Origin of the sequence: uncultured Catenibacterium sp. (assembly GCF_900540665.1) — a bacterium.
Classification (GTDB): domain Bacteria; phylum Bacillota_I; class Bacilli_A; order Erysipelotrichales; family Coprobacillaceae; genus Catenibacterium.
Window position 1 is genome coordinate 1 of record NZ_UQGV01000012.1, and the last position, 15,347, is coordinate 15,347.

The following is a 15,347-nucleotide window of genomic DNA, read 5'->3' on the forward strand; positions in this document are numbered from 1 at the left end:
TAAAGGGGCATGCCCCTTTATCCCAATTCCTTAATTCCAGTTTCATTTTACAATTGAGGAATCTAAAATAAATTAAAAAAGTTATTGACAAACACCTGTATATTGGGTAAGATGAACAGGTAAAAAGTGGAAAGAAGAAGTGCCTACTTCTCGCCCGATTGATACAGTTGATGGGCCAATGTCACTAGATTAAACTCTAACGATAAGTGGGCGCTAGTACGCTCACTTTTTATTTAATATGAAGTAAGCGGAGGTGGCTTTTATTAGACGTTATGATAGAACAAAACCAGTAAAGAAGGAAGATCCAATCAACGAAAATATTCGTTTTAAGGAAGTACTGGTTATTGATCAGAATGGAGAACAGTTAGGCGTTATGAGCAAGAGAGACGCAATGAATCGTGCTTATGATGCAGGACTTGATCTAGTTTGTGTTGCTCCTAAGGCAAAGCCTGCGGTATGCCGTATCATGGACTACGGAAAGTATCGTTTCGAGCAGCAGAAGAAACAAAAAGAAATGAAGAAGAATTCAAAAGTTGTTGCGATCAAGGAGACGCAGTTATCTCCAACAATCGATGTACACGATAAGAACGTGAAGCTTAAACGTACTTTGAAATGGTTACAGGATGGCGATAAAGTCAAGGTAGCAATTCGTTTCAGAGGAAGACAGATGGCTCATGTTGATCTTGGACAGAAGATTATGGATGATTTTATTGCGGAATGTTCTGAATATTGCGTCGTTGAAAAGCCAGCTAAACTAGAAGGAAGAACATTGACAGCAATGCTCGCACCTAAAAAAGCAAAGTAAAATAGGAGGAAACTTATCATGCCAAAAATGAAAACACATAGCGGTCTTAAGAAGCGCTTAAAGAAAACAGCAAGTGGTAAATTAAAGAGAGGCCATGCATACGTATCTCACTTATCACATAATAAGACACATAAACAGAAAAAGCATCTCGCTAAGTCAACATTAGTACACCCATCAGATTACAAGAGAATCAAGTCTCGTATCTAATAGGTTAATTTTAAGGAGGATATACACATGGCAAGAGTAAAAGGCGGATTTACAACTAGACGCAGAAGAAAAAAGACATTAAAGCTAGCTAAAGGTTACTTCGGTAGCAAACATGCTTTATATAAAACAGCTCATGAACAGGTAATGCATTCTTTAAAGTATGCTTACAGAGATAGAAGACAGTTAAAGAGAGAAATGAGAAAGCTTTGGATTGCACGTATCAACGCTGCTTGCAGAATGAATGATATGTCATATTCAACTTTCATGCACGGTTTAAAACTTGCAGAAGTTAACGTTAACAGAAAGATGCTTTCAGAAATCGCAATTGTTGATCCTGAAGGTTTCAAGGCTTTAACTGATTTAGCTAAAGAACAGTTAGCAAAGTAATCTAAAGTGCCAGAGATGGCACTTTTTTTCATGCTCCAAAATATCAGTGTTTTATCTATAGTGTGGTGTATAATGAACTTATAGGTAAACAGGAAGTTGAGGATGAAAAAATGAATGAATATTCTGATTTAAAAAAAGGGTTTAGAATAAATTATGAAACTGGAGATCAATCAAGAGGTATGTTCCATCTTGATGATTTGGGGCCTTCTTTTAAAGGTGATCCTATGTTTGCTTTGCGAGTTTCATTAGCTTTAGCAACTATTGAAACAGAATTATATCCTACACTCAATGATGGTGTAAACTATATGTTCTATCACACTTATGAGAACGTAGACAGGATTATCGTAGGCGTACATGTAGAGTCACAGGAAGAACTAGATGAAATGAAACGTGACAGAGATTTTGTGCTTAATTCAGGCAAACTGGATTATGAAGATGCGTTTAGGGATGAGTAGGTAATTATGGTAGAACTAGAATACTATAGAGAAGTAAGAAATGATGTCTTTCAGGAGATGGATTCGCAAAAAGACACGCCCCATCCGATGTTTTATGGCAGTTCATACGTATTTTCAGACTAAATGCTAGGAGAAAATAGAGAACTAGAATATTTTATGTGTTTGTGTTATGTTGCTTGTGGACTCTATGAATTAGAACACTATCATGGAATTGAGCCAATCATTGAAATGTACATGACTTATTATATCTATCAGTATGAACATTTTGGAAAATATAAAGATATGCTGTATGACTATGATCTTTTAGAAAAAGATATAGAAAAAATCAAGTCTATAAGAGAACTCAAGTTTGAAAGATTAAAGTGTTATGAAGAATGTAGAACCGACTGAGAGTCGGTTTTTTCATGTTCAGAAAATTAATAGTGTGCTATGAAATAATCTTATATAATATACCCCATGAGTCTATTAAAAATATTAATCTGCTGCGGTGGTGGCTTCTCATCAAGCTATGTCACTACACGTATGCAAAAACAAATTAAAGAAAATCATTTAGAGAATCAAGTCCAGATTGATTTCTCACCCTTTAGCTTGATGCACGAAGTCATTGATCAATATGATGTGGTGATGTGCTGTCCACACCTGCTTATGGAAATTAAGTTGCATTTTAAGGATACAGGTGTACCTTTATATGTTCTTCCTCCTAGAATGTATGGCTTGATGAAACTTACTGAAATTGTAGATGATGCGAAAGGAGTAATAGACATCTATAAACAAACAAAACAGAATCCAGTTTATTTTCCTGGAGAAGAAAATATCTTAAGAGTGACACGTATTAACTCTTATCGCCATACTCATGGAGGCAAAGACCATGGGGACATTTAAATTTGCCTGTAAGATGTTGAAGCGTGAAAAGAAACAAGCTATATCCTATGGTGTTACTGTTCTTTTTACTGTCTTTGTATCATTTGTCTTCTTTAATATTATTAATAATGATACGTTAATAGATCAAACAACAGCTGGAAGTGGTGGATCATTTTCACAGGTCAGCGTTCCATTATCAAGTATTATCGCATTTGTTGTTATAATGTTTTGCGGATTAATGATGGTTTATGCCAACTCATTCTTTTGTACACACAAGACAAAAGAATTCGCTATTCTCGCTATGAGTGGCAGCAGTTTTTTTGATTCAACACTCTATTTATTTTATCAGGAAATCATTATCTCTTTAATTGCCTTACCTCTAGGTTATTTGATTGGTATGGCAGGGGCAGTAGGAGTGAATTCAATCATGTATCAACATATGCATATTCATAAGTCTATCTTTGCGATTCCTATGCGTGCCTACACTGATACACTTATGACCATTGTTATTCTCTTCTTTATTACAATGTTGGGAGATTCAGGGTTTGTCTATCGTCATGATATCCAGACACTCTTACATGAATCTCATGAAAAGGTTGTGGATACGAAATTACCTTCTTATCTTCCTCCATTCATTTATATATTTGCGATTATTATATTAGTTACGACTCCTTATTGTCCAACTGGATTTGTATTCCCTTGTTTTGTAGGGGGGATAGGGGCAGCTTATGTATTGTCCCAGACAATCCCAGAAATACTTAGAACAATCAAGAGTAAACGTCTAGGACATACTTTGCACCTAGTTTCTTTAAGTCATTTATCTACTTCTTTGACTAATTCAGGTGCTCTTATTCTTGTTTATGTTGTCACAAACGTTTGCATGAGTGCAATGATCATTGCTCAGAGAAATTCACCAAGAGAATATATGACTGCCATTATTGCTTACATTGTGATGACAATCTTATTATCTATCACAATTATGTATAAATATGCTGCAGAAACTATGAAAAGAGTGAAAGCCTTTAGTAATCTTTATAAGATAGGCTGTACAAGAAAGAAGATTGCTTCTTATATTAAGAAGGAAGTAATTCTCTTCTATGCATTACTTGTTTTAATACCTATTGTTTATCTCACAATTGTCATGGTTCAGGTTTATATGCATACACCGGATACTTTAGGTCTCATTATTATGTTATTTGGCGTGGATATTATGCCACAGATGATTCTTGCAGGTATTACTTATTATATTTATAAAACGAATGTTTATATGGAGATAGGAGAAGTACTATGAGCGAAATACTAGTTGCGAAAGAAATCACTAAAATATATGGGATTGGTACAAGCCATACCTTTGAAGCATTACATGGTGTCTCTATGACTATGAATGAAGGAGAATTCATCTGTGTTATGGGACCTAGTGGTGCAGGCAAATCTACTTTTATTAATAATTTATCTACAATTGATATTCCTACAAAAGGGAAGGTTTACATCAATAATACTGAAGTAAGAAGCATGGGGGAGAATGAAATAGGTAAATTCCGCTATGAGAACCTTGGATTCATCTTCCAGGAATTCAATTTATTAGATTCTCTCACTATTCTTGAAAATATCGCAGTTCCTCTTTCTCTTGCAAATTTACCACAGGAAGAAATAGAAACAAGAGTTAAAGAAACAGCCTCACGTTTATCTATTGATTCATTACTTCATAAGTATCCTAATGAATGTTCAGGAGGACAAAGACAGCGTGCAGCCATCTGTCGTGCTCTTGTAACTCATCCTAAGCTTATTGTAGCGGATGAACCAACAGGTAACTTAGATTCCCATACATCACATGAAATATTAGAAATATTTAAAGAATTAAATGACAAAGATGGTGTTTCTATACTTATGGTGACTCATGATCCAATGATTGCCAGCTATTCACAGAAATTACTGTATATTAAAGATGGTGTCATTGCGAAGCAAGTCGTGAAGGGTGATTTGACACAGAAGGAGTATTTCCATAAAATAGTAGACGTTAACTCAGCAGAGTCAATGTCTTTATTTGAGGGGGAATAAGTATATGAGTGGAATTGTTTTAGAAGGTGGTACATTTAGACCAATCTTTTCTTGCGGTATTATGGATTGTTTGAATGATCATGATATTATGTTTGATTATTGTATAGGTGTAAGTGCAGGAATCACTGATGGTGTTTCTTATGTATCAAAACAGCCTAGAAGAAATCTTGAGATACTAAAAACGTATCGTCATGATCCTCGTTATATTGGTTTAAGAAACTATAAGACGGATCATTCTTTATTTGGTTTAAAGTTTGCCTATGAAACAATTTCTAATGAACTTAATCCTTTTGATTATGATACATTTTATAAGTCTCATACAAAAGTGCTTGTAGGTGTCACAAATGCAAATACAGGAAAAGCAGAATATATAGATGGTCATAAAATAGATCGCCATTGTACAGTGTTAAAGGCAACATGTGCTATTCCTATCGTATTTCCTGCAATCAAGATAGGCGAGAATGAATATTTTGATGGCGGTATTGCAGATTCTATTCCTGTAAAGAAAGCGATAGAGGATGGTAATAAGAAGCTTTTGATTGTTCTTACTAGACCAAAGGGTTATAAGAAGACACTCAATTTTTCAACTCGATTTGCAGCACAGGTCGTGTCTCGTAAATACCCACTTCTTAAAGATGCCCTGCTTTCACGTCATATCAAATATAATGAAACTTTAGACTATATTGACAAACTAGAAAAAGAAGGCAAGGCACTTGTATTAAGACCAACAGAAGAAGTTATTATTGATTCTATGGAAAAGGATCTAGATAAGATTCAAAGGATCTATGATTATGGTTATGCGCTTGCTTTAGAACATTTAGAAGAAATAAAGGCAATATGTCATGAATAGAGTCTCTTGAAAGAGGCTCTTTTACTATTTATAATACTTTTAGGAGTTGATGTACATGAAACCTATTATAGGAATATTACCTTTATTTGATGAGAAGAAAGATAGTTATTGGATGCTGCCAGGATATATGAAAGGTATTATGAATGCAGGAGGTATTCCTGTGATGTTACCTTTTATTGACAAAACAGAAGATATTAAACAATTATCAGAAAACTTTGACGGTTTTCTTTTTACTGGTGGGCCAGATATAGATCCTACTTATTATCATGAAGAGAAGAAGGAAAAATGTGGAGATTTAACACCTTATAGAGACACACTAGAAAGTCAGTTATTTAAAGAAGTATATGCTTTAGATAAACCGATATTAGGAATATGTAGAGGACATCAGTTACTTAATGTATTATGTGGTGGCACATTGTATCAGGATCTACCATCAGAATATCAAAGTGCTATATCTCACAGGATGAAACCACCTTATGACAATAAGCAGCATACAGTCACTCTTATAGAAAATACACCATTAAAGAGCTTACTTAATAAAACTATTCTGCCAGTCAATAGCTGTCATCATCAAGCAGTCAAAGAACTAGGAGATGATTTACAACCTATGGCTATAAGTGAAGATGGTTTAGTTGAATCATGTTATTCACCTAATAAGAAGTTTGTATGGGGTGTACAATGGCATCCTGAATTTATGTATACAGAAAAAGAAAGTCAGAAAATATTTAAAGAGTTTATAAGAAAATGCAGAGAGTAAAATGGAATATTAAATTAAAAGGACATATATATCCTTGTATTGTTTCATATAAGAAGATGAAAACAATCAGAGTGAAGATCAGAGATAATTATTTAGAGGTGAGTGCACCTGTTGGTACAAGTGAGAAGTATATTCGTGATTTAATATATGAAAATGAAGAGGATTTATATGCACGTTTGTCTTCTTATGTCTCTTATTTTGATCTAAGAGATGGTGGATATGTCTATATCTTTGGTAAGAAATATCAAATAGTTGTCAGAGATGTCAAGAAGAAGCAATGTGCGATTCATGGAGATACGGTTTATGTTTATAGTTCTTATGTAGAAAATGCGTTAGGTATATTTCTTGCACAGACACTTTATGAATACTTGAAAACTAGAACAGCAGAATATCTACCCTTATTTAATCGACCTATGCCACGTACACAAATTAAGCATTATAAAGGAAGATGGGGAAGCTGTTATGATCAATTAAACCTTGTGACATTCAACTTTTCTTTAGTTTATTTAGATAAAGAGTTGATTGATTATGTGATTGTGCATGAATTGTGTCATTTTATTGAACCAAATCATTCGCCTCGATTCTATGCTGAAGTCAAAAAGAGAATGCCAGATTATAAGAAACGTATGAAATTATTGGAGGAAAAGCATGTATGATTCAATCAGTGAATAATAAAACAATTAAAGATCTTGCAAAACTTAAAAATAAGAAAACAAGAGATGAAAAAGGACTTTTTCTAGTGGATGGATTCCATATGGTAGAAGAAGCGAAAAAAGCAGGATTATGTGACTTGGTCATTACAACAGATGAATCATTAGAAGGACAGGATAAGGTTCTTGTAGTCTCTGATTCTGTGATGGAAAAATTATCTTATACAAAAACACCACAGCCTATTATGGCTGTATGCCATAAGAAGGATAATATTTTAAAGCACTATGATCGTGTATTGATTCTAGATGGTGTACAGGATCCAGGAAACCTAGGAACTATCCTTCGTTCAGCACTTGCCTTTGGCTTTAAACAGATTGTTATGAGTCCTGATTGTGTAGACTTATACAATGATAAGGCGTTGCGTTCTACTCAGGGAGCAGTTTTCCATTTAGACATTGTCCGTGATGATTTAAGTCATGTTATTCCAGAATTACAGAAGTTAGGTGTGCGTGTCATTGCGACAAGCTTACATAATGCGTCTTCTATTGATGATATTAAAGCAACAGATAAGATGGCTTTTATTATGGGAAATGAAGGAAATGGTGTGAGAGATGAAACAATTGCGATGTCTGATGCGTCTCTCTATATTCCTATTGATACTATGGAATCACTTAATGTGGGTGTTGCAGCAGGTATTGTGATGTATACATTCAAGGGGGTCTCACTATGATTAGACAGCATATCTATTTTTCAGGAAGAGTTCAAGCAGTCGGCTTTCGTTTCAGAGCACAGATGAATGCTACGCAGTTAGGACTCACTGGCTGGGTGAGAAACTTATTTGATGGACGTGTAGAAGCAGAGGTGCAGGGAGAAATAGAACAGATCAATCGTTTCATTTATAAGATGAAAAATGAACAGTGGATAGAGATCACTGATATAGAAGTGGAAGATATCCCTGTAGAAAAAGGGGAGAGAAGATTTGATGTCACATACTAGACAATCTCTTTTAAAATCCTTTCAACATGCCTTTGAAGGGATCATTCAAACTATAAAGAAGGAACGTAATATCAAAATACATCTTTCTTTTATGTGTGCAGTTATATTATGTGGCTTCTATTTTCATATTACTAAGATAGAATGGATGATCTGCCTTATTTTATTTGCGCTTGTTCTTTCGTTAGAACTTGTCAATACAGCGATAGAGGCAGTTGTAGATCTCGCCTCACCAGAGATTCATCCTCTCGCAAAACTTTCTAAGGATGCAGCAGCAGGAGCTGTGCTTATTAGCGCAATCATTTCAGCAGTTATTGGTTTAATGATTTTTATACCTTATATTTTTTAAAAAAGCAGGCTATTTGAATAGTCCGCTTTTGTTCATCATATCTAATGCATGTTCAATTGTATCATCACTTTGTACAAGTGCCATACGTACATAACCTTCACCTTGAGTACCAAATGCATTACCTGGCACAACAAGAACACCTGTTTTATCAAATAGTTCCTTTACAAAAGTTTCAGAATCTTTAAATTTATCAGGAATCTTTGCCCATACAAACATAGTACCTTTTGGCATATCAATATCCCATCCGATAGATTGACAGCCATTGACTAATAAGTCTCTTCTATGCTTATAGGCATTTCTTGTCTCTTCAACACATGACTGATCTTGTGTTAAAGCTTTAATAGCACCTTTTTGTATAGGTAGGAACATACCGTAATCAAGATTAGACTTTAAGGATTTTAATTTTCCAATGATTTCTTTATTACCAATCGCAAAACCAATACGTGCCCCGGCCAAGCCATATGTTTTACTTAATGAGTTGAATTCAATACCAACATCCTTAGCACCTTCAAATTCTAAGAAGCTGTGTCCAGGCCCTTCAAATAATAATTCACTATAGGCATTATCGTGAAGCACCATGATGTTGTATTTCTTTGCGAATACAATGAGTTTCTTATAGAATTCATCATTCGCAACGCCACATGTTGGGTTGTTTGGATAAGACACAATCATATACTTTGCATCCTGAGCTGTCTTCTCATCAATCATGTCAAAATCAATTAAATAGTCATTCTCTTTTAATAATGGCATAGTCACAACGTGAGCCCCAGCTAGTAGTGGACCATCTCTAAAAATTGGATAACATGGATCCTGGACAAGTACGATATCGCCTTCATCTACTAAAGTTAAAGCAAGATGTGCTAAGCCATCCTGTGATCCAAGTAATGAAGTCAATTCTGTTGTAGGATCAATCACAACACCATATCTTCTTTCATACCATTCTTTTACAGTGTTCTGAAGATCAACGGCATCTTTAATCGCATAAAGATAATTCTCTGGTTTCATAGCTTCCTTTGCGATTGTTTCCATGACTTCCTGAGTTGGAGGAATATTAGGTGCTCCAATACTTAAATCAATGACTTCTAGTCCTTGTTTCTTTCTTTCACTACGCATATTTGCGAGTGTAGTGAAGATGCTTTCTCCGAAGAGATCCATTCTTTTTGAAAATTTCATTTTTATATACGCCCTTTCTTCAAGTATCATAATACAAATATGAAACAAATGAAAGGGAGTTTCAATTAAAAAAATCTTAATGAAATGTATGTGTAATTACTATTTTCCCTGCTTTCGTTTTGTTCGATAGGTCTTGTCTTTTTCCGAATAATTAGGTATAATACTTGAGAACACGAAGAAAAGGACTAGTATGTAATATACTTATATTGAGAGAGGAAGAGACTGGTGGAAATCTTCTTATAAGATATTATTGAATTCACCTTGGAGTGCGGCTAATCCCCGCCGTAACACTGACGTTATAAGTGATAAAGTGCATATAGTGTATACTATATGAATTTAGGATGGTACCGCGATTTAAGTCGTTCCTATTGGAACGGCTTTTTATTTTTTAAGGAGGAAAGTTATGGATGAATTATTAAAAATCCAGGAAGAAGCACTCGCAAAAATTTCTGCATGTACTGATGCAAAAGAATTAAATGACTTACGTGTATTCTATCTTGGTAAAAAAGGACCTATTCAGGCTGCTATGAAATCAATGAAGACTATGGCTCCTGAAGAAAGAAAAACATTTGGACAGGTTTCAAATAAGACTAAACAGGAAATTGGACAGGCTATTGAAGAAAAGAAAGCTTATTTAGAAGAAAAGGCTTTAAATGAACGTTTACTTGCTGAAGATATTGATATTTCTTTACCAGGTAATCGTCTACCAGTAGGATCTGTACATCCTTTAACACGTGTTAAGGAAGACTTAGAAGAATTATTCTTAGGTATGGGATATAAGGTAGCAGAAGGACCTGAAGTAGAATCAGATCATTTCAACTTCGAATTAATGAACTTACCTAAAGGACACCCTGCAAGAGATATGCAGGATACGTTCTATATTGATGAAAATACATTAATGAGAACACATACTTCTCCTGTACAGGCACATGTTATGTTAGAAGCAAAGGGTAAAGGCCCTATTAAGGTGATTTGCCCTGGTAAGACATATCGTCGTGACGATGATGATGCAACTCATTCACATCAGTTCATGCAGTGTGAAGGACTTGTTATTGATAAGAATATCACAATGGGTGATTTAAAGGGTACACTAGATGTTTTCGCTAAGAAGATGTTTGGTGAAAAGCGTGAAATTCGTTTAAGACCTTCTTATTTCCCATTCACAGAACCAAGTGTAGAAGTAGATATCTCTTGTGCGAACTGTGGTGGTAAGGGCTGTGCTATGTGTAAAGGTACTGGATGGATTGAAGTATTAGGTGCTGGTATGGTTAACCCTCATGTATTGGAAATGTGTGGATTCGATCCTAAGGAATACCAGGGATTTGCATTTGGTATCGGACTAGAAAGAGTTGCTATGTTGAAATATGATATTGATAATATCCGTGATTTCTATAATAACGACTTAAGATTCTTAGAACAGTTCGAAAGAAAGGAGTAGTATATGTTAGCTAGTTTACATTTATTAAATAAATATGTGAAAGTGGATGATCAAGATCCTGCAGAACTTGCAGAAAAGATCACTCGTATTGGATTAGAAGTAGAAGGACAGGGACCTCTTGCAAAGGGAACTAAGCTTGTTGTTGGTTATGTAAAGGAATGTATTGAACATCCTAATTCTGATCATCTTCATATCTGTCAGGTAGAAACTGCCCCTGGTGAAGTAAGACAAATTGTATGTGGTGCACCTAATGTGGCTGCTGGTGAAAAGGTTATTGTGGCATTACCAGGATGTGAACTTGAAGGTGGTAAGATTTCTTCAGGTGCTATTAGAGGTGAACAGTCTGATGGAATGATCTGTTCTATTGCAGAACTTGGATTAGATAACCGTTTATTAAAAGAAGAAGATAAAGCTGGTATTCATGTATTACCAGAAGATGCACCAGTAGGTACAGAAGCACTCTCTTACCTTGGTTTAGATGACTATATTCTTGATATTGGTTTAACACCAAATAGAGCTGATTGTATGGCCATGCAGTCTTTAGCTTATGAAGCAGCTGCTGTATTAGGTAGAAAGGTTACTTTACCAGAAATCAAGAAATATCCTGAAGAAAAGAGTGAAATTGATGTTCATGTAGAAACTTCTTTATGCTCATTCTTTGGTGCTAAATTAGTGAAGGGTGTAACAACTAAAGAATCACCTAAATGGATGCAGAATGCACTTCTTGCATCAGGTATCAAGCCTATTAATAATATTGTAGATATCTCAAACTTCGTCATGGTTGAAACAGGTCAGCCTATTCATATGTATGACTATGATAAGCTTGTAAAGAAGGCTTTTACTATCAAGACAGGATTCAATCAGAAGGCTGTTCTTCTTGATGAAAACGAATATGATATCTTACCTGAAGATGTTATTGTATCAACTGATGATGGCATTGGCTGTGTTGCAGGTGTTATGGGTGGTAATGATACTAAGATTGATGACAATACTAAAAATATCGTTATTGAAGCAGCTACTTTTGATGGTGCAGCATTAAGAAATACAGCAAGACGTATGAATCTCTTAACAGATGCATCACAGCATTATATTAAGGGTGCTATTGATACAATGAATTCATTAAATGTATTAGATCGCTGTGCAGACTTATTAGTCCAGTTTGCGGATGCAGAAACTATTTATGAAACAGTACATACACCTCTTGATGAAACAAGAAAGACTGTTTCTATTGAATTATCAAGAGTAAACGGCTTACTAGGTACATCATTAACTGTAAAAGAAGTATCTGATATTTTTGATAGCTTATGCTTTGAATATACATTAGAAGATGAATTATTTACAGTGACTGTTCCTACATATCGTAATGATATTTCTATGGATGCAGATTTAGTAGAAGAAGTCGCACGTATTTATGGTTATGATAATCTTCCAACAACTTTACCAGTTATGAATATGACAGATGGAGTATTATCACCAAAACAGTCTAAGGAACAGCTTATCAGACATACACTTGTAGATTTAGGTTTACATGAAACATTAACTTATACATTAACAAGTGAAGCTGCTGTTAATGAATTCAATCTATTCCATTCTAAGGACAATACAGTTAAGCTTATGAGTCCATTGGGTGAAGAAAGAAGTGCTGCAAGAAAATCACTTATTGGTTCTCTTTTACAGACTATTCACTACAATAATGCACATTCAAATAAGGATGTTAATATCTTTGAAATTGCGAATACATATTCTGTTAACGAAGTCTCTAACCTTGCGATTGCAGTAAGTGGAGATTATGTCAATGTGCCTTGGATGGGTAAGAAAGAAGCAGTAGATTTCTATCTTGTAAAAGGTTTTGTAGAAACATTGTTCAAGAAATTATGTATTGAAGAATCACGCTATACTTTTGAAAAGGTAGAAGCAGATAATAAAGATTTCCACCCAGGTAGAAGTGGTTATATCAAGATGGGCAAGGAAATTGTAGGTGTTATTGGACAGGTACATCCTGCAAAGGCTAAAGCATATGAAGTAAACGATACATATGTTGTAGAATTGAACTTGACAGCTATTCTTGCATTACGTACTCGTGCTTTAAAATTCAAGGCTATTCCTCAGTATCCAGCAGTATCTCGTGATATCGCTTTAGTTGTTGATTCAAAAGTTCCTGCTGCAGACGTTGTAAAGACAATCAAACGTGCAAGCAAGCAGCTTGTGAAGAGTGCAGAAGTATTTGATGTTTACGAAGGAGAACATATGGAAGAAGGTAAGAAGTCATTGGCTATCTCACTATTATTCCAGGATCCATCTCGTACATTGGATGATGCAACAATCAACTCAGCTATGGAAAAAATTCTTGAAGCCTGCAAGAAGGACCATAACGCTGTATTAAGAGGTTAAGATCAGTGCTTGCACTGATCTTTTTTTCTTATGAAACTGATCTTTTCTGATTTAGATGGGACACTTCTTCATAGTGATAATACGCTTTCTGATACTACATTACAGGCCATAAAGAAGGTGTATGAACATGATGATTTATTTATTCCCATCTCTTCTAGACTTCCTGAAAGTATTCAATCATTTGTGCCTTATAAAGCGCCTCTAGTTGCTCACAATGGAGCGATGATCATTTTAGAGGATAAGATTATCTCCTATACGATTCCAACAGATAGTGTCTATGAGATATGTACTTACTGTGATGAGTTAGACTGGAATATTTATGATGGTAATAACTGGTATTCTACAAATAAATATTTTAAAGATCATGCGATAGAAGAGTCCTACATTGGTAAGGTATCAACTAAGATAGGGTTAGAAGACATTAAAAAAATACAGACTATTCATAAAATAGTTTGCATTGGGTCTATTGATGATGTGACCTCTTATTTAAAGGATACTTATCCTTCTTTACACATAACACGTAGTGCTTCCTATTATTTAGAAATCACAAACAAACTGGCTACCAAAGCCAATGCGATTCAAACAGTAGCAAATCATTATCAAATTCCGTTAGAGAATACAATCGCTTTTGGTGATTATTATAATGATGAAGATATGTTAGAAATATCAGGGACTAGTTATGTAGTAGACAATGCTCCTGATGATTTAAAAGAAAAAGCAGATTATGTCACTTCAAGTAATAATGATGATGGCGTTGCCTTTATTTTAAATCAGTTTTACGATAAGGAATTGCTTTAATGGTTTCTTTAAAAAAGCCTGGATTCACTAAATCAAGAAGCTGTGCCCCTTTTTTTTCAATTTCTAAAGCAGGGTGCTTGTGCTTTGTGATATTCGTGATGATTTTATATTCTGTATTCTTTTTAGCTGTTTTAATATAGCGCTGTCCATTAGCAGATAAGCCAAGAATATGAATATAATCAATATCCATGGCTTTTTTCATTTCTTCTTTCGTATTATGAAGAAGAATATGAATAAGCATTCTTTGTATTCTGCTTCTTGTATAACGTTTACTTGTTAAATTGTTAATTAACTCTTCTAGATTATTAGTTTCTTGATTCACTTTATATAAACGGTCATTAAGTCCTTCTTCAATCATATGAAGCTCTTCAAGAGGAGTAAAGGTAATTAAATACTTTAAATAGGGATAGAACTCTTCTAGAGTAAAGAAATGAGAATCTCTATATGTATCATATCCAGGTAACTGCTGTGATACATCTTTTCCCTGCTTCAAGGCAATACGTAAAGATGTGGCGCTGGAAATCTTTTCGATATCTCTTGCATGATAATCATTAGTACGCTTTATACAATGCATGGAAATAGGATACTGATTATGAACCACCTCTTTCACATAACTTAATCCTAATAAGTCATTAGGTGTTCTTACTTCTTTATTTAAAATAAACTGTAATGCTTGATTACATGCATCAGGATAACGTAATCCATTCTTCATACCTTCTTTTACTTTCATATTGTAAGTATCAGGATCTTTTTCAATTGCTGCGGCTATTTCTGTAAATGTCTCAATATTGCCATCCTCACTGCCAAATACAAGATCAGTCACTCCCATTTCGTGGAGTAATGTCACTGCACCTTTCGCAAAATAATCAGCACTCTGACAGGCATAGACAAGTGGAAGTTCTATAACGATATCAATTCCTTCTTCTATTGCGATTGCAGCTCTTTTTTGATAGCTGATCATTGCTGGTTCTCCTCTTTGTACAAAAGAACTGCTCATTACACAAATAGTGAGATCAGGTTTAATAAGCTTTTTAGCTTCCTGAAGATGCAAGCGATGACCTAGATGATAGGGGTTATATTCTGTAATAATACCTAGTATTTTCATGGAATCACCTCAAAAAGTATTTTATCATAATGGACTGATAATACAAATAATGATATACTTTTTGTATTA

19 protein-coding genes and 1 other annotated feature are annotated in these 15,347 nt (G+C 34.7%); of the genes, 17 read left to right on the top strand and 2 right to left on the bottom strand.

The genetic code is table 11. The features are described 5' to 3' along the window. Positions 1-253 precede the first annotated feature (253 nt). From infC to QZQ55_RS02820, 14 genes are all read left to right on the top strand, one after another. Positions 254-805, top strand: a complete 552-nt coding sequence (infC, locus tag QZQ55_RS02755) for a translation initiation factor IF-3 (protein ID WP_006505446.1) — start codon at positions 254-256, stop codon at positions 803-805. 18 nt (positions 806-823) lie between these two features. Next, positions 824-1,012 (top strand): 50S ribosomal protein L35, encoded by a 189-nt coding sequence (gene rpmI, locus QZQ55_RS02760; protein ID WP_006505447.1) that lies wholly within the window; start codon positions 824-826, stop codon positions 1,010-1,012. A gap of 27 nt (positions 1,013-1,039) precedes the next feature. After that, complete coding sequence (gene rplT / locus QZQ55_RS02765) at positions 1,040-1,399, top strand: 50S ribosomal protein L20 (RefSeq protein WP_295089602.1); 360 nt, start codon at positions 1,040-1,042, stop codon at positions 1,397-1,399. Between the two features lie 110 nt (positions 1,400-1,509). After that, positions 1,510-1,854, top strand: a complete 345-nt coding sequence (locus QZQ55_RS02770) for a hypothetical protein (protein WP_295089605.1) — start codon at positions 1,510-1,512, stop codon at positions 1,852-1,854. Positions 1,855-2,010: 156 nt separating this feature from the next. Beyond that, positions 2,011-2,244, top strand: coding sequence for a hypothetical protein (locus QZQ55_RS02775; protein WP_295089608.1), 234 nt, complete (start codon positions 2,011-2,013; stop codon positions 2,242-2,244). A 66-nt stretch (positions 2,245-2,310) separates the two neighbouring features. Then, the gene (locus tag QZQ55_RS02780) at positions 2,311-2,736 is read left to right on the top strand and encodes a PTS sugar transporter subunit IIB (RefSeq protein WP_295089611.1); all 426 of its coding nucleotides are present in this window, start codon (positions 2,311-2,313) and stop codon (positions 2,734-2,736) included. Then, a complete protein-coding gene (locus QZQ55_RS02785; RefSeq protein ID WP_295089613.1) occupies positions 2,723-4,006 on the top strand; it encodes an FtsX-like permease family protein in 1,284 nt (427 codons plus the stop codon). Before QZQ55_RS02780 ends, QZQ55_RS02785 begins: the two co-directional genes overlap by 14 nt. Next, positions 4,003-4,773: an ABC transporter ATP-binding protein gene (locus QZQ55_RS02790; protein WP_295089616.1), complete on the top strand. Its 771-nt coding sequence runs from the start codon at positions 4,003-4,005 to the stop codon at positions 4,771-4,773. The genes QZQ55_RS02785 and QZQ55_RS02790 overlap by 4 nt, the downstream gene beginning before the upstream one ends. A 4-nt stretch (positions 4,774-4,777) precedes the next feature. Continuing rightward, positions 4,778-5,623: a patatin family protein gene (locus QZQ55_RS02795; RefSeq protein ID WP_295089619.1), complete on the top strand. Its 846-nt coding sequence runs from the start codon at positions 4,778-4,780 to the stop codon at positions 5,621-5,623. A gap of 55 nt (positions 5,624-5,678) precedes the next feature. Continuing rightward, on the top strand, positions 5,679-6,380 hold the full coding sequence (locus QZQ55_RS02800; RefSeq protein WP_295089622.1) for a gamma-glutamyl-gamma-aminobutyrate hydrolase family protein: 702 nt from the start codon (positions 5,679-5,681) through the stop codon (positions 6,378-6,380). A 56-nt stretch (positions 6,381-6,436) separates the two neighbouring features. After that, the gene (locus QZQ55_RS02805; protein ID WP_295089625.1) at positions 6,437-7,036 is read left to right on the top strand and encodes a M48 family metallopeptidase; all 600 of its coding nucleotides are present in this window, start codon (positions 6,437-6,439) and stop codon (positions 7,034-7,036) included. Beyond that, positions 7,033-7,761, top strand: coding sequence for an RNA methyltransferase (locus QZQ55_RS02810; RefSeq protein WP_295089628.1), 729 nt, complete (start codon positions 7,033-7,035; stop codon positions 7,759-7,761). The genes QZQ55_RS02805 and QZQ55_RS02810 overlap by 4 nt, the downstream gene beginning before the upstream one ends. Next, positions 7,758-8,027, top strand: a complete 270-nt coding sequence (locus QZQ55_RS02815) for an acylphosphatase (protein ID WP_295089631.1) — start codon at positions 7,758-7,760, stop codon at positions 8,025-8,027. Before QZQ55_RS02810 ends, QZQ55_RS02815 begins: the two co-directional genes overlap by 4 nt. Continuing rightward, positions 8,014-8,373: a diacylglycerol kinase family protein gene (locus QZQ55_RS02820; RefSeq protein WP_295089634.1), complete on the top strand. Its 360-nt coding sequence runs from the start codon at positions 8,014-8,016 to the stop codon at positions 8,371-8,373. Before QZQ55_RS02815 ends, QZQ55_RS02820 begins: the two co-directional genes overlap by 14 nt. A gap of 9 nt (positions 8,374-8,382) precedes the next feature. Here the strand turns inward: QZQ55_RS02820 and QZQ55_RS02825 are convergent, their stop codons facing one another. Further along, positions 8,383-9,546 (bottom strand): aminotransferase class I/II-fold pyridoxal phosphate-dependent enzyme, encoded by a 1,164-nt coding sequence (locus QZQ55_RS02825; RefSeq protein ID WP_295089637.1) that lies wholly within the window; start codon positions 9,544-9,546, stop codon positions 8,383-8,385. Between the two features lie 166 nt (positions 9,547-9,712). After that, positions 9,713-9,916, top strand: a binding site (T-box leader). 33 nt (positions 9,917-9,949) lie between these two features. On the opposite strand from QZQ55_RS02825, the gene pheS reads away from it, so the two are divergent. The 3 genes from pheS to QZQ55_RS02840 are packed head-to-tail and all read left to right on the top strand — an operon-like array spanning position 9,950 to position 14,173. Next, positions 9,950-10,984 carry a phenylalanine--tRNA ligase subunit alpha gene (pheS, locus tag QZQ55_RS02830; RefSeq protein ID WP_295089640.1) on the top strand — a complete coding sequence of 345 codons (1,035 nt, stop codon included), beginning with the start codon at positions 9,950-9,952 and terminating at the stop codon, positions 10,982-10,984. Positions 10,985-10,987: 3 nt separating this feature from the next. Beyond that, the gene (pheT, locus tag QZQ55_RS02835; protein WP_295089643.1) at positions 10,988-13,375 is read left to right on the top strand and encodes a phenylalanine--tRNA ligase subunit beta; all 2,388 of its coding nucleotides are present in this window, start codon (positions 10,988-10,990) and stop codon (positions 13,373-13,375) included. Between the two features lie 30 nt (positions 13,376-13,405). Continuing rightward, complete coding sequence (locus QZQ55_RS02840) at positions 13,406-14,173, top strand: Cof-type HAD-IIB family hydrolase (RefSeq protein ID WP_295089645.1); 768 nt, start codon at positions 13,406-13,408, stop codon at positions 14,171-14,173. Here the strand turns inward: QZQ55_RS02840 and QZQ55_RS02845 are convergent. Beyond that, complete coding sequence (locus QZQ55_RS02845) at positions 14,136-15,278, bottom strand: nucleotidyltransferase (RefSeq protein ID WP_295089648.1); 1,143 nt, start codon at positions 15,276-15,278, stop codon at positions 14,136-14,138. The genes QZQ55_RS02840 and QZQ55_RS02845 overlap by 38 nt on opposite strands. Positions 15,279-15,347: the final 69 nt, after the last annotated feature.